Here is a 13,305-nt window from a genome sequence, read left to right as displayed (position 1 = left end):
CCCGCCGATCCGTTGAACAGCAATGATTCTAGCGCGGATATCGCGCAGGGCTTACACTGCCCGACCCGCCAGAATGGCGCAACACTCAGGTCACCCATGCAGCCGATCCACGACGTCGACGTCCTCCTCCTCCTCGCCACCGCCATGGCCGCCAAGCGACGCCCCGCAGAAATGCAGGAAATCATGGCCGCCATCGACCTGATCCAGCGCAACATCCCGTCGGAAGAAAAACTCGGCGACGCCTTCGTCCGTCTTGGCGAGGCCGGCCTGCTGGTCGCCGACGGCGAGCGCGTCGGCCTGACGCCGGTCGCCGAAGGCCTGATCCGCATCCTGCCGCGCAAGGGCGAATACGACCAACGCCTGTTCGAACTGCGCGGCCTGCTCGGCGCCCACCAGCCCAAAGAAGCCAGCCCGGCCATCGTCATCGAAGCGGCAACACTGCGCGCCGCCATTCAGGCCCACCGCGGCTCGGCCGCCGGCGCCGGCAAGAACCTGCTGATGCCCAAGCCGAAACCGGAAGCGCCGCAGGGCCGCCCCGGCCAGCGCCAGCGCAAGCCGCTGCCGAAAGCCCGCAAGCACTGACCATGACGCAAGCGCAGCCGAACAATCCGCTGCACGGCGTCACGCTGGCGACCATCGTCGAGCAGCTGGTCGAGCATTACGGCTGGGAAGAACTCGGTCGGCAGATCGACATCCGCTGCTTCAACGTCGATCCGAGCATCGCCTCCAGCCTGAAATTCCTGCGCCGCACGCCGTGGGCGCGCGAGCGCGTCGAATCGCTGTACGTTTACATGCTGCGTCGTCGCGGCGACTAGGCGGCAGGACGCCGCCACAGCGGCCACAGGCCGAGCAGGCCAAGCAGCGGCCCCGGCAGCAGCATCCAGGCAACCAGGCCGCCCCAGTCGCCGACCCAGCGGGTACCGATCTGGATCGACACCATGGTCACGGCAAAGCCGACCGCATTCTGGAAAGCCAGCGCGCTGCCGACGATCTCGGGCGGACAGGCGCGCGCCGACAGCGCCGAGAAATGCGGCGAGTCGGCAACCACGCTGAACCCCCAGACCAGCAGCAGCGCCAGCGTCAGCCAGGCCGGCCAGCCGGCGCTCAACGGAAACAGCAGGCAGCACAGGGCCGACCCGGCCAGCGCCCAGGCCGCGACCCGCGCGCTGCCGATGCGCCGGCTCCAGTAACCGCCGAGCACGCAACCGAGCGAGCCGATGCCGACGACGACGAACGACCAGCCGGCCAGTGCCGCGCTCCCCGCCGGCGCCAGGCCGCTGCCGGCGAGCAATACCGGCACCAGCGTCCAGAACGCGTACAACTCCCACTGATGGCCGAAATAACCGAGCGCCGAGGCCCGGAACGCCGGGATCGAAAAGGCATGCAGCACCCGCCCCAGGCGTAGCGGCGGCGCGCCATGCCGGCGCTGCAGGTGCGGCCCGTCGCCCAGGCGCAGGATCATCGCGGCGGCGATCACCGCCAGCAGCGACGAACACAGCATCGTCAGCTGCCAGGACAGGCCGCCGCCGAGAAAGCGGATGCCGTGCGGCAGTGCCGTACCCAGCGTCAGCATGCCGACCAGCCAGGCCAGCGCCGCCCCGGCGCGTTCCGGCACCCAGGTCACGACCAGCTTCATGCCCAGCGGATAGACCCCGGCCAGACAGAGCCCGACCAGGAAACGCAGCGGTACGGCCGTCTGCAGGTCGCTCGCCCCCAGCGCGAACGCCGCATTGGCCGCGGCACCGAGCAGCGCGCAAATGCCGAAGATCCGGCTGGCGGGGAAACGGTCGGCGAGACCGCTCAGCGCGAACGCCAGGGTGCCGACGATGAAGCCCAGCTGCACGGCATTGGTCAGCGTACCGATGTCGGCGGCACCGATACCCCAGGCAAGCACCAGCGCATCGGCCGCACTGTTGGCGGAGAACCACAGCGAAGTGCCGAACAGCTGGGCGAGAACGATGACGAAGACAGGATTCATGGCAGACCGGGCGTTTTTTTGCACAAGTATAGCGGAAGCCGCCGGCAACCGGGCCACGGCGGCCAGCGCTTCTGCATTGTGCCGGCACGCGGTATAGTCCGCCCCTTCCCGATTCTGCCAGCACCCCTGCCCGCACCATGCCCCTGCCCGTCCTCGACCCCGCCCTTTACGCCGCGCAGCTCGCGGCCAAGACTGCCCGCTTCAAGGACGATTTCGCCGCCTTCGACCTGCCCGAGCCGGCGGTGTTCGAGTCGGCGCCGCTGCACTACCGGCTGCGCGCCGAATTTCGCGTCTGGCAACACGGCGAGGCCTGGGATTACGCCATGTTCGATCCGGAGAACCCGCGCCAGCCGGTGCTGATGCAGGATTTCCCGGCCACCGACAACGCCATCTGCTCGCTCATGCCGCGCTTGCGCAGCGCGATCCTGGAACAGGAAACGCTGCGTCGCCGGTTGTACAGCATCGAATTTCTCGCCACGCTGAGCGGCGACATGCTGGTCACGCTGATTTACCACCGGCCGCTCGACGCCGACTGGGAAAGCGCCGCCCGGGAACTGGCCGGCGCCCTGAAGATCGCCATCATCGGTCGCAGCAAGGGGCAGAAGCTGGTGCTGGAACGCGACTGGGTCGACGAATGCCTGACCGTCGACGGCCGGCAACTGCACATGCGGCAATTCGAGGGCAGCTTCAGCCAGCCCAACGGCAGCGTCAACCAGAAGATGCTGAGCTGGGCGCGCAGCCAGGCGGCGCCCCTAGGCGGCGACCTGCTCGAACTCTATTGCGGCAACGGCAATTTCACCATCGCGCTGGCCCCGCTGTTCGGCAAGGTGCTGGCCACCGAGGTCAGCAAGACCTCGGTCAAGGCCGCGCTGCACAACCTCGAGGTCAACGCCGTCGGCAATACCGCCATCGTGCGCATGGCCAGCGAGGAAATCAGCGCCGCGCTGAGCGGGCGCGAAACCTTCCAGCGCATGCAGGACATCGACCTCGCCAGTTACGAGTTCTCGACCATTTTCCTCGACCCGCCGCGCAGCGGGCTCGATCCGGCAACGCTGGAACTTGCTGCCGGCTTCGCCAACATCCTCTACATCTCGTGCAATCCGCAGACGCTGCGCGACAACGTCGCCGCGCTGCAGACGACCCACCGCATCGCCGCATCGGCGGTGTTCGACCAGTTTCCCTACACCCACCACCTCGAGTGCGGGGTGCTGCTGCAGCGCCGCTAACGCAGCGAGAACAGCGAACGCACCGGCTGGAACAGCTTCTCGACGGCGGCGATGTGCCGCTTGCGCGTGCAGAAGACGATGACGTGGTCGCCCGATTCGATCAGCGTGTCGTGATGCGGAATGATCACCTGCCCCGAGCGCACCACGGCGGCAATGCTGGCACCGCGCAGGGGCGGCAGTTCCTCGATCCGCCGGCCGACCACCTGTGAGCTGCGACGGTCGCCGCGGACCACCAGCTCCAGCGCCTCGGCCGCGCCCCGGCGCAAGCTGTGCACCCGCGCCACGTCGGCCTGGCGGACATGCGTCAGCAGGCTGCCGATCGAAACCTGGGCCGGTGACAGGCCGATGTCGATCGGCCCGCCCTGGACCATGTCGGCATAAGCCTCGCGGTTGATCAGCGCGAGCACCCGGCGACACCCCAGCCGCTTGGCCAGCGAGGCCGCCATGATGTTGTTCTCGTCGTCGTTGGTCAGCGCCAGGAACATGTCCGTCTCGGCGATGTCTTCGCCGATCAGCAAGTTCTCGTCGGTCGCCTCGCCGGTGATCACCCGCGCGCGATCAAGCCAGCCGGCGACCAGCGAGGCGCGCGCTGCCCGGTTTTCGATCACCGTGACCTCACACTGCCCCTCGAGGCGGCGGGCAACGCGGGCGCCGACATTGCCGGCACCGGCAATCATCAGCTTGCGCGCCGGCTTCTGCATCCGGCGCAGTTCCTTGAGGACGGTACGGATGTGCTCGCTGGCGGCGAGCAGGAAGACCTCGTCGCCGGCCTGGACCAGCGTATCGCCATTGGCATCGATGGCCCGGGTATCGCGGAAGATGGCGGCAATACGGGCATCGACGCCGGCCGGCAGGTGATCGCGCATGGCCCGGATCGGTTTGCCGACGAGCAGACCGCCCTCGTAAGCCCGCACGCCGACCATGACCACCCGCCCCTCGGCAAACTCGACCACCTGCAGCGCTTCTGGATACTCGACCAGCTTGGCGATGTAATCGCTGATTTCCTGCTCGGGACAGAGCGCGAAATCGACGGCGAAATTCTCTGTCGACAACAGGGCCGGATCGAGAAAATCGGCCGAGCGCAGCCGGGCAATCCGCGTCGGCACGGCAAAACGGCTATGCGCCAGCTTGCAGGCGACCAGGTTCGACTGGTCCGACTGGGTCACCGCCACCAGCAGATCGGCCGATTCGATGCCGGCTTCACGCAATACCGAGGGGAAGGCGGCATTGCCGGTCACCGTACGTACGTCGAGACGGTCGGCCAGTTGCGCCAGCGGAACCGCGTCGAGATCGACCAGCGTGATGTCGTTGGCTTCCGAAACCAGGGCTTCGGCCAGACTGGCGCCGACCTGCCCGGCACCCAGGATCAGGATGTTCATCGTTGATTCTCCGTCAGCGCCGCCAGAAGGCCGGCGTCAGCACCACCAGCAGCGTAAATATTTCGAGCCGCCCGAGCAGCATCGCGAAAATGCAGACCCAGGTCTGGAAATCATTGAGCACGGCAAAGGTCGTCGATGGTCCAACTTCGCCCAGTCCCGGGCCGGTGTTGTTGACCGAGGCGACGATGGCGGTGAACGCCGTCATCACGTCCAGTCCAGTAAACAGCAGCAACAAGGTCAGCGATACCAGACTGACCATGTACATGAAGCCGAAGGCCAGGACCGCGAACAGGATGCCCGACGGCGCCACCTGCCCGCCGATACGTACGCTGTGTATCGCCCGCGGGTGCATGGCGCGCAGGATTTCCCGGTAAACCTGCTTGTAGAGCAGCAGGGCCCGCGCCATCTTGATGCCGCCGCCGGTCGACCCGGCGCTGGTGGCGAAACTGCACAGGAACAACATCCACAGCGGGGCAAACAACGGCCATTGCGCATAATCGACGCTGGCGTAGCCGGTGGTGGTGGCAATCGAAACCACGTTGAAGGCCGCATGGCGCAAGGCCTCGCCCATCCCCGGGTAGATGTCGTTGACGCGCAGGAAGACGGCGATGCCGATCACTGAAACGACGCAGACGACGAGGAACCAGCGCGCCTCCGGATCGTGCAGGTAAGGACGTAGCGAGCCCCGGCTGACCGCCAGGAACAGGGTGCCGAAATTCATCCCGGCGATCAGCATGAAGACGATGGCAACTGCTTCGATAGCCGACGAATCGAAATAGCCGTAGCTGGCATCGTGAGTCGAGAAACCGCCCAGCCCCATGGTCGAGAAGGCATGGCAGACCGCATCGAACCAGCTCATGCCAGCCCAGCGGTAGCCCGCGATGCACAACAGCGTCACGCCGACATAGACGATCCACAGCCCCTTGGCCGTACTGGCGATGCGCGGCGTCAGCTTGGCATCCTTCATCGGCCCCGGCGTCTCGGCCTTGAACATCTGCCGGCCGCCGATGCCGAGCAGCGGCAGGATGGCGATCGCCAGCACGATCAGGCCCATGGCCCCGATCCAGACCAGCAGGTGACGCCACAGGTTGATCGACATCGGCAGGTCGTCGAGACCGGCAAGCACCGTCGCCCCGGTCGTGGTCAGGCCGGACATGGCCTCGAAATAGGCATCGGTATGGCTGACCCCGAGTTGCAGCATGAACGGCAAGGCAGCGAAAGCCGGCAACACGGTCCACACCAGGACGACCATCAGGAAGCCGTCGCGCACGTTCAGCTCACGCTGCACGTTGCGGTAGCGATACCACAGGAAGCAGCCGCACAGCAGCGTCAGCGCGAACACTTCGTCGTAGACCGCCTGCGCCCCGTCATCAACCACATACGAGAGGATCAGCGGCGCCAGCAGGGTCAGCGCGAAGAGCATGATGATCATGCCCAGCGCCCGCAGAACGGGAGCGTAACGGTTCATGGCCCGGGCTGGAAACGGTAGCCGATGCCGGTTTCGGTCAGGAAATGTCGCGGCTGCGCCGGGTCGTCCTCGAGCTTCTGGCGCAGATGACCGACATAGACGCGCAGGTAGTGGCTGCTCTCGACGTAGGACGGCCCCCAGATCTCGGCCAGCAGCTTGCGCTGCGTCAGCACCTGCCCGGGATGGGCGATCATCATCGTCAGCAGGCGGAATTCGATCGGCGTCAGATGAACTTCCTCCCCCCCGCGAGTCACCAGGCGCCGGGCCAGATCGACCCTGATCTCGCCAAAGCAGAACACCGGCGAAGCCTCGCCGGCGTTGCGCTGACGACGGCGCAACAGGGCCCGGACCCGGGCGCGCAATTCACCGACGCCAAAGGGCTTGGTCAGGTAATCGTCGGCGCCGGCATCGAGGGCGTCGATCTTCTGCCTTTCCTCGACGCGGGCCGAGAGGATCAGGACAGCGCCCTCGGACCAGCCGCGATAACTGCGGATGAACTCGATCCCGTCGCCGTCGGGCAAGCCCAGATCGAGCACGACCAGATCGACATGGCCTTCGCCGGCGCGGCGCAGGCCATCGGCCAGGCGCCCTGCCTCGATCACCGCACAGCCCTCGGCTTCCAGTGCCAGACGCACGAACTGACGGATATTCACTTCGTCCTCGACCACCAGGACCTGCGGTCTTTCGTCGCTCATGCGACCTCCGGCTCGATCAGCGGCGGTTCGCCGCGCGGCAGGCTGACAAGGACGCGGGCGCCGCCGTCAGGATGATTGGCGACCCGCAGGCGACCACCGTGGGCATCGACAATCGCCCGGCAGATGGCCAGGCCCAGCCCGGCGCCCGGCGTCGTCGATTCACCGTTGCCGCGCACGAACATGTCGAACAGGTCGCCACTCAGGGGTTCGGGAAAACCTGGCCCCTGGTCGCTGACTGTAAGTTCGACGAAATCGCCGGCGACCTGCGCCGAAACGCGGATTTCGCCGTCGGCCGGCGAGTATTTGGCGGCATTTTCCAGCAGATTGCACAGCACCCGCTCGATCAGCACCGCGTCGAAACGCAGCAAGGGCAGATCGCGCGGCAGTTCGACGCGCAGGCGATGCCGCCCAAGGGCATCGCCGACCAGCTTGAGACTGCTGCCGACGACTTCTTCCAGTGACTGCCACTCCTGGCGCAGGGTCACCGAACCGGCATTCAGGCGGGCCATTTCCAGCAGGTTGCCGACCAGGCCGGCTAACCGCCGGGTCTGCTCGCGCAACTCGTCGAGCTTGTCCTGGGCGACACTGGGGAGTTCCGGGACGGCCAGGGAAATCGAATCGGCCAGCCCGATCAGAACCGTCAGTGGCGTGCGCAGGTCGTGCGACAGGGCCGACAGGATGGAACTACGCAAACGTTCGGTCGCCATATCGACCTCGCTACGCTGCGCCACCTCGACGTAATGCAGGCGTTCGACGGCAATCGCCACCAGCGACGCCAGGGCTTCGACAAAGGCCAGATCGGCTTCCGGCAGACGGTCGGGCGTCTGCACGAGCAAGACCCCGCGCACCCGCATCGGCGCCTTCAACGGCAGATAGAGGGCATGCCCGGCATCGTGGTCAACGCGGCGCAGGCCCGAGGCCATGACCAGATCGGCAATGGCCGGCGAAAACCCTTCGACCGCAGCATCGCCGGAAAAATCGCGCTCGGCCAGCCACAAGGCGCACCGGCCCGAGAGTTCAGCCGTCACGAAGGGTGCGACAATCTCCCTGACCTGCGCTTCGTTGAGCGCCCCGGCCAGCTTGCTGGCGATTTCGTACAGGGCATGCGTCCGCCGCTCCCGCCGCTCGGCTTCCGCCGCCTGCTCCTTCAGCGTGGCCGTCAGGTGCCCGGTGATCAGCGCAGTCGCCAGCATGACGGCGAAGGTGATCAGGTACTGCAGGTTGCTGACCGCCAGCGAGAAATGCGGCGGCACGAAAAAGACATCGAACAGCAGCACACCGAGCACCGACGCCAGGATGGCCGGATTGCGGCCCAGGCTGACGGCGACGACCAGCACCGTGAGCAGGAACAGCATGACCATGTTGGCCAGGTCGAGCACCTCGCGCAGGGGCGCAGCGACGATGGCCACCAGCACGCAGGCGAGCGCGCTCAGGACCATTTTCTGGCCGGGGGACAGGCGCTCGACAGGCGATTTGACACGGGGCATCCGGATACCTCGGCATGCAGCATGGGGAAGACGGTGCGCGCATTCTGGCAAGTTGCGCGTAAAAATGTCGTAAAAAATCGCCGGCAAGCTTTCTCTGGTAAGCTCGCACCCATGCCCTGCACGCTTCTGCCTTGTGCCAGCTTGGTTCCGGCGCCTTCCAGGAAAACGACATGAGTGCCTTCAGCGAATTTTCACTGCTTCTGATCATCTCGGCGATTGCCGGGGCTATCTCGGTGCGCCTGCGCCAGCCGGTGATCATCGCCTACATCGTTGTCGGCATCATCGCCAGCCCGGCGGTCTTCGGCCTGGTCGCCGCGCATGAGCAGATCGACCTGCTCGCCCACGTCGGCATCACCGTGCTGCTTTTCCTGGTCGGTCTCAAGCTCGACCTGCACCACGTCCGCCACATCGGCCCGGTGGCGCTGGCCACCGGTCTCGGCCAGCTGGCGTTTACCATCGTCGGCGGTTTCGCGCTCATCCTGGTGCTCGGCAAGAGCCCGATGGAGGCGCTCTACGTCGCCATCGCGCTGACTTTTTCCAGCACCATCATCATCGTCAAGCTGCTCTCGGACAAGCGCGAACTCGATTCGCTGCACGGCCGCATCGCCGTCGGTTTCCTGATCGTCCAGGATCTGGCCGTGGTCCTGGCGATGATGGCGATGAGCGCCCTGCGCGGCAGCGACGAAGCCGGTCTGGTCGAGGTCATCGTCTCGCTGTCCTGGCGCATCCTGCTCGCCGGCGCTGCACTGTATGTGCTGATGCGCTGGATCCTGCCCGGCGTGGTCAAGGCCATGGCGCATTCGCAGGAACTGCTGCTGATCTTCGCCATCGCCTGGGGCACCGGCCTGGCCGCGCTCGGCGAATGGGCCGGCTTTTCCAAGGAGGCCGGCGCCTTCCTGGCCGGTTTCTCGCTTGCCTCGACCGCCTACCGCGACGCCATCAACGCCCGCCTGTCGGGCATCCGCGATTTCCTGCTGCTGTTCTTCTTCATCGACCTCGGCTCGAAACTCGACTTTTCCACGCTCGGTGGCGAACTGATGCCGGCGGTCGTGCTCTCGCTGTTCGTGCTCATCGGCAACCCGCTGATCGTCATGGCGATCATGGGCTTCATGGGCTACCGCAAGCGCACCGGCTTCCTCGCCGGCCTGACCGTCGCCCAGATCAGCGAATTCTCCATCGTCTTCGTCGCCATGGGCATCTCGCTCGGCCACGTCGGCGTCGATGCGCTCGGCCTGACCACCCTGGTCGGCCTGGTGACCATCGCCATGTCCACCTACATGATCCTGTACTCGCACCAGCTCTATCAGAAACTGGCGCCCTTCCTAGGCTGGTTCGAACGCCGGAACCCCTTCCGCGAGCAGGCAGTGGAAACCGACGCCCACACTGATGACAAGCCGGAGATCATCGTTTTCGGCCTCGGTCGCTACGGCGGACGTCTGGCGCGCCTGCTGCACGAGGAAGAAATCCGGGTGCTGGGCATCGACTTCGACCCGGAACGCGTCGCCGAAATGCGGGCCAGCGGCATCCCGGTGCATTACGGCGACGGCCAGGAATCGGGTTTCCTTGAGGAATTGCCACTGGAAAGCGCCAAGTGGATCGTCAGCACGCTACCTGATGTCGATTCCAACGTCGCCTTCCTGAATGCACTGAAGGAACGTCGTTTCCGCGGCGAAGTCGCCTTCGTCGCCCGCGACGACGAACACGGCATGCGCATGAAGCAGGCCGGCGCGCCGACCGTGCTCTACCCGATGCGCGACGCGGTCGATTACACCGTCGAACACTTCGCCGCGCTGATCCGCCCAGGAGAAAATCGCTGATGAATCCGAGCATCCTTACCGCCACCGACCTTTCCGAGCACGCCGGCGCTGCCATCGCCCGCGCCGGCACCCTGGCCGCCGCGCATGGCTGGCCGCTGCACCTGAGCCACGTCATCCATCCCGGCCTGCTGGAAAGCCTGCAGGCCTTGCTCGGCCTGGCGCCGCAGGAACTGGGCGAGCAACACGAAGCCACCATACGTCAGCAGTTGGCGGAACTGCTGGCCAGCATCAGCCCGCACGCCGATACTGCCAGCCACTGCGCCGTCCTGCACGGCAAGCCGGCCGACATGCTGGCCCACCAGGCACGCGAACTGGCAGCCAGACTGCTGGTGGTCGGCGCCCATGGCCAGGGGTTCTTCAATGCGCTGCGCCTGGGCAGCACCGCCGCCCGCCTGATCCGCCGCAGCCCCTGCCCGGTTCTGGTGGTCAAGCAGGCGGCCGCCGGCAATTACCGCCGCGCCCTGGTCGCCACCGACTTTTTCCCGCCCGCGCTGGCCGCGCTGCGCCTGACCCGCGAGCTGTTGCCCGATGCCGAAATCGTGCTGCTGCACGCTGTTGAAACGCCCTTTGAAGGCAAGATGCAGCACGCCAGCATTGCCGGCGAACTGATCGACCGCTACCGCCAGGACGCCGAACGCGAAGGCTTGACCAAGCTACGCGAACTGGTCGCCAGTGAAAGCCTGCCCGCCGACACCGCGCAACTCACGCGGCACGGCGACATCGCCCGCCTGATCATCGATGAAGCCGAAGCCCAGGACTGCGACCTGATCGTCGTCGGCAAGCACGGCCTCGGCCCGATCGAGGACTTCCTGCTCGGCAGCACCACCCTCAACGTACTGCGCGAGTCGAACCGCGACGTGCTGGTCAGCCTCTAAACCACAACAATGAAGCTACTCTCCCAGTATTTCATCCGCGGCCTGCTCGCAGCCCTGCCGCTGGGCGTCACCATCTACCTGCTCTACCTGTTCCTGACCGGCACCGAGGAGTTCGCCATGTGGTGGCTACGCCCGCTGCTCGGCGATTTCTACCTGCCCGGCCTGGGCCTGGCGATCGGCATCGGCATCATCGTCCTGCTCGGCTTCCTGATTTCGCAACCGCGCGTGCGCCGCCTGCTGTCCTTCATCGAACTGCCGTTCACCAACCTGCCGGTGGTCAAGAGCATCTACTCGTCGCTGAAAAATTTCGCCGACTACTTCACCCCCAACAGCACCCAGGTCGCGCAACAGGTCGTCATCCTGCGCATGCCTGGACAGGAGTTGGAAATCGTCGGCCTGATCACGCGCCAGAACCTGGCTAGCCTGCCTCAGGGATTCATGCCGGGCGATCGCGTCGCCGTCTATCTGCCGATGGGCTACATGATCGGCGGCTATACGGTGTTCGTGCCACGTACCTGGGTCACGCCCATCGACATGAGCGTCGAGGAAGTGATGCGTTCATCGCTGTTCGCCTGGATGGCCAGGAACGAACCGCCTCAGTCCTGACTCAGGCGGTATCACCGGTTAGCAGCGGGCACTTCAGGCCGATGCTGGCGATCTTGCCGGCGGCCCCCATCTCGCGCACGATGAGAACGAAATTGCCGACCTGGACGCGGTCACCGACGACTGCCGGGTGCCCCAGGCGGGCAATGAACACCTCGTCGAGACGGCGCGGGTTCTCTGCCTCCTCGAACGCGAAGCCGTAGGCCAGCGCCAGGTCGCCGGCCGTGCAATCGGGCGCCACGGCAAATTCGCCGAAGTAACGGGTATTGCGCCCGATGTCCTGCATCGCCACGCCGAAGATGCGCGCCAGCCGCTCGGCCAGCGCTTCCGGCGCGATGAACCAGGCGGAATCACCCGGCCGCAACCGGAAATCGCCCTTGATGTCGAGCAGCCGCCCCTTGCGCACCACGGCGATGCAGCGAACCTCATCGTGAATGAATTCGGCCGCCAGCTCATCCGGGTGCCGCCCCTCGGCCGCCGAGCCGATGCTGGCGCGGAATTCGAACATCGGCAGGGCCGCTTCCTCGCCCAGCCAGACCTCGACCCGATCACGCGGTTCGTCGGCCGGCGGCAGTTCGACCTTGAGCAGCCGCGCCGCCGCCGGAATGGTTGCCCCCTGAACCAGCAGGGACAACAGGACAACCGAGAACGCCACGTCGAACAGCAATTGCGAATCCGGCACGCCCATCACCACCGGCATGATCGCCAGCACGACCGGCACCGCGCCGCGCAGGCCGACCCAGCTGACAAAGGCAATTTCGTTGCGTGTATAGCGGAAGGGATAGAGGCCGATGGCCACCGCCAGCGGACGGGCGACGAACATCAGGAACAGCGCCAGCAACAGCGCATGCCAAGTGTACTCGGTGAGGTGAGTTGGCGTCACCAGCAGCCCCAGAACCACGAACATGCCGGCCTGGGCCAGCCAGGCCAAGCCGTCCATGACCCGCAGTACGTGCTCGGTGGCATGGCTTTTCCGGTTGCCGACGATAACCCCGGCCACATACACCGCCAGCAGGCCGCTGCCGTCGAGCAGGTTGGCGGCGCCGACAATCAGCAGACCACCCGACAGGATCAGCAACGCGTACAAGCCCTCGGCCAGATTCAGTCGGCGCAGCAACCAGGCCAGCACCTTGCCACCGACAATGCCGAACAACAGGCCGATCCCGGCCTGCTTGAGCAGCATCCAGGCAAAACTGGACACCCCGGAACGCTCCGGATGCAGCAGCACCTCGATCATCACCACGACCAGCAGGATGGCCATCGGGTCGTTCGAGCCCGATTCGATTTCCAGCGTGCTCTTGACCCGCTCGTTGAGGCGCACACCGCTGTTGCGCAACAGCGCGAACACCGCCGCCGCATCGGTCGAACCGACGATGGCCGCGAGCAGCAGCCCCAGCCGCCAATCGACGTCGAGCAGCCAGGTGGCAAAAAGGCCGAGCAGCCCGACGGTCCCGACCACACCCCAGGTAGCCAGCACCGCTGCCGGCTTCAGCGCCACACGGAAGCTGCCGGAATCGGTACGCAGGCCGCCATCGAGCAGGATCACCGCCAGCGCCAACTGGGCAATCAGGTTGGCCGTCTTGAAATCGTCGAAGACGATGCCACCAATGCCATCCTCCCCGGCCAACATGCCGACACCGAGAAAAAGCAGCAGCAACGGCAGGCCGAGACGTGCGGAGATGGTGCTGGCCAGCACGCTGATGAACAGCAACAGGCCGGCCAGCAGGAACAGGGTACTGATCGTTGTCATAGCCCGAATCTATCACAAGGAAATGAC

12 protein-coding genes are annotated in these 13,305 nt (G+C 65.9%); 6 read left to right on the top strand and 6 right to left on the bottom strand.

Annotated features, from left to right (window positions below):
• Positions 1-96: 96 nt before the first annotated feature.
• Together AADV58_RS07940 and AADV58_RS07935 are read left to right on the top strand one after the other, a co-directional pair.
• Positions 97-582, top strand: a complete 486-nt coding sequence (locus AADV58_RS07940; protein WP_341744499.1) for a hypothetical protein — start codon at positions 97-99, stop codon at positions 580-582.
• Between the two features lie 2 nt (positions 583-584).
• The gene (locus AADV58_RS07935) at positions 585-815 is read left to right on the top strand and encodes a VF530 family protein (RefSeq protein WP_298395599.1); all 231 of its coding nucleotides are present in this window, start codon (positions 585-587) and stop codon (positions 813-815) included.
• On the opposite strand, the gene AADV58_RS07930 is transcribed toward AADV58_RS07935, so the two are convergent.
• Positions 812-1,978, bottom strand: coding sequence for an MFS transporter (locus AADV58_RS07930; RefSeq protein WP_341744498.1), 1,167 nt, complete (start codon positions 1,976-1,978; stop codon positions 812-814). The genes AADV58_RS07935 and AADV58_RS07930 overlap by 4 nt on opposite strands.
• Before the next feature lie 137 nt (positions 1,979-2,115).
• Between AADV58_RS07930 and trmA the strand changes: the two genes are divergently transcribed.
• Positions 2,116-3,204 (top strand): tRNA (uridine(54)-C5)-methyltransferase TrmA, encoded by a 1,089-nt coding sequence (gene trmA, locus AADV58_RS07925; protein WP_341744497.1) that lies wholly within the window; start codon positions 2,116-2,118, stop codon positions 3,202-3,204.
• Here the strand turns inward: trmA and trkA are convergent.
• Genes trkA through AADV58_RS07905 form a run of 4 tightly spaced genes read right to left on the bottom strand, consistent with a single transcriptional unit; the run spans position 3,201 to position 8,233 of the window.
• Positions 3,201-4,583: a Trk system potassium transporter TrkA gene (gene trkA / locus AADV58_RS07920; protein WP_341744496.1), complete on the bottom strand. Its 1,383-nt coding sequence runs from the start codon at positions 4,581-4,583 to the stop codon at positions 3,201-3,203. The genes trmA and trkA overlap by 4 nt on opposite strands.
• Before the next feature lie 13 nt (positions 4,584-4,596).
• Positions 4,597-6,051, bottom strand: coding sequence for a TrkH family potassium uptake protein (locus AADV58_RS07915; RefSeq protein ID WP_281985664.1), 1,455 nt, complete (start codon positions 6,049-6,051; stop codon positions 4,597-4,599).
• The gene (kdpE, locus tag AADV58_RS07910; protein WP_341744495.1) at positions 6,048-6,746 is read right to left on the bottom strand and encodes a two-component system response regulator KdpE; all 699 of its coding nucleotides are present in this window, start codon (positions 6,744-6,746) and stop codon (positions 6,048-6,050) included. The genes AADV58_RS07915 and kdpE overlap by 4 nt, the downstream gene beginning before the upstream one ends.
• Positions 6,743-8,233 (bottom strand): DUF4118 domain-containing protein, encoded by a 1,491-nt coding sequence (locus AADV58_RS07905; protein ID WP_341744494.1) that lies wholly within the window; start codon positions 8,231-8,233, stop codon positions 6,743-6,745. Before AADV58_RS07905 ends, kdpE begins: the two co-directional genes overlap by 4 nt.
• A gap of 170 nt (positions 8,234-8,403) precedes the next feature.
• Here AADV58_RS07905 and AADV58_RS07900 point away from each other — a divergent pair, with 170 nt between their 5' ends.
• The 3 genes from AADV58_RS07900 to AADV58_RS07890 are packed head-to-tail and all read left to right on the top strand — an operon-like array spanning position 8,404 to position 11,531.
• The gene (locus AADV58_RS07900; RefSeq protein ID WP_281985666.1) at positions 8,404-10,050 is read left to right on the top strand and encodes a cation:proton antiporter; all 1,647 of its coding nucleotides are present in this window, start codon (positions 8,404-8,406) and stop codon (positions 10,048-10,050) included.
• Entirely contained in the window at positions 10,050-10,925 is an 876-nt protein-coding gene (locus tag AADV58_RS07895) for a universal stress protein (protein ID WP_341744493.1), read from the top strand. The genes AADV58_RS07900 and AADV58_RS07895 overlap by 1 nt, the downstream gene beginning before the upstream one ends.
• Before the next feature lie 9 nt (positions 10,926-10,934).
• On the top strand, positions 10,935-11,531 hold the full coding sequence (locus tag AADV58_RS07890) for a DUF502 domain-containing protein (RefSeq protein ID WP_341744492.1): 597 nt from the start codon (positions 10,935-10,937) through the stop codon (positions 11,529-11,531).
• 1 nt (position 11,532) lies between these two features.
• Here the strand turns inward: AADV58_RS07890 and AADV58_RS07885 are convergent, their stop codons facing one another.
• Positions 11,533-13,278: a potassium/proton antiporter gene (locus AADV58_RS07885; RefSeq protein ID WP_341744491.1), complete on the bottom strand. Its 1,746-nt coding sequence runs from the start codon at positions 13,276-13,278 to the stop codon at positions 11,533-11,535.
• Positions 13,279-13,305 lie beyond the last annotated feature (27 nt).

Origin of the sequence: Azonexus hydrophilus, from assembly GCF_038368255.1 — a bacterium.
GTDB lineage: Bacteria > Pseudomonadota > Gammaproteobacteria > Burkholderiales > Rhodocyclaceae > Azonexus > Azonexus hydrophilus.
The sequence above is the reverse complement of the archived record's forward strand: the minus strand, read 5'-3'. Positions and strand labels throughout refer to the sequence as shown.

What these genes read in the sequence shown, in the direction of transcription:
- AADV58_RS07940 (WP_341744499.1), top strand. Translation starts at nt 97, where the DNA reads ATGCAGCCGATCCACGACGTCGACGTCCTCCTCCTCCTCGCCACCGCC.
- AADV58_RS07935 (WP_298395599.1), top strand. Translation starts at nt 585, where the DNA reads ATGACGCAAGCGCAGCCGAACAATCCGCTGCACGGCGTCACGCTGGCG.
- AADV58_RS07930 (WP_341744498.1), bottom strand. Translation starts at nt 1,978, where the DNA reads ATGAATCCTGTCTTCGTCATCGTTCTCGCCCAGCTGTTCGGCACTTCG.
- trmA (WP_341744497.1), top strand. Translation starts at nt 2,116, where the DNA reads ATGCCCCTGCCCGTCCTCGACCCCGCCCTTTACGCCGCGCAGCTCGCG.
- trkA (WP_341744496.1), bottom strand. Translation starts at nt 4,583, where the DNA reads ATGAACATCCTGATCCTGGGTGCCGGGCAGGTCGGCGCCAGTCTGGCC.
- AADV58_RS07915 (WP_281985664.1), bottom strand. Translation starts at nt 6,051, where the DNA reads ATGAACCGTTACGCTCCCGTTCTGCGGGCGCTGGGCATGATCATCATG.
- kdpE (WP_341744495.1), bottom strand. Translation starts at nt 6,746, where the DNA reads ATGAGCGACGAAAGACCGCAGGTCCTGGTGGTCGAGGACGAAGTGAAT.
- AADV58_RS07905 (WP_341744494.1), bottom strand. Translation starts at nt 8,233, where the DNA reads ATGCCCCGTGTCAAATCGCCTGTCGAGCGCCTGTCCCCCGGCCAGAAA.
- AADV58_RS07900 (WP_281985666.1), top strand. Translation starts at nt 8,404, where the DNA reads ATGAGTGCCTTCAGCGAATTTTCACTGCTTCTGATCATCTCGGCGATT.
- AADV58_RS07895 (WP_341744493.1), top strand. Translation starts at nt 10,050, where the DNA reads ATGAATCCGAGCATCCTTACCGCCACCGACCTTTCCGAGCACGCCGGC.
- AADV58_RS07890 (WP_341744492.1), top strand. Translation starts at nt 10,935, where the DNA reads ATGAAGCTACTCTCCCAGTATTTCATCCGCGGCCTGCTCGCAGCCCTG.
- AADV58_RS07885 (WP_341744491.1), bottom strand. Translation starts at nt 13,278, where the DNA reads ATGACAACGATCAGTACCCTGTTCCTGCTGGCCGGCCTGTTGCTGTTC.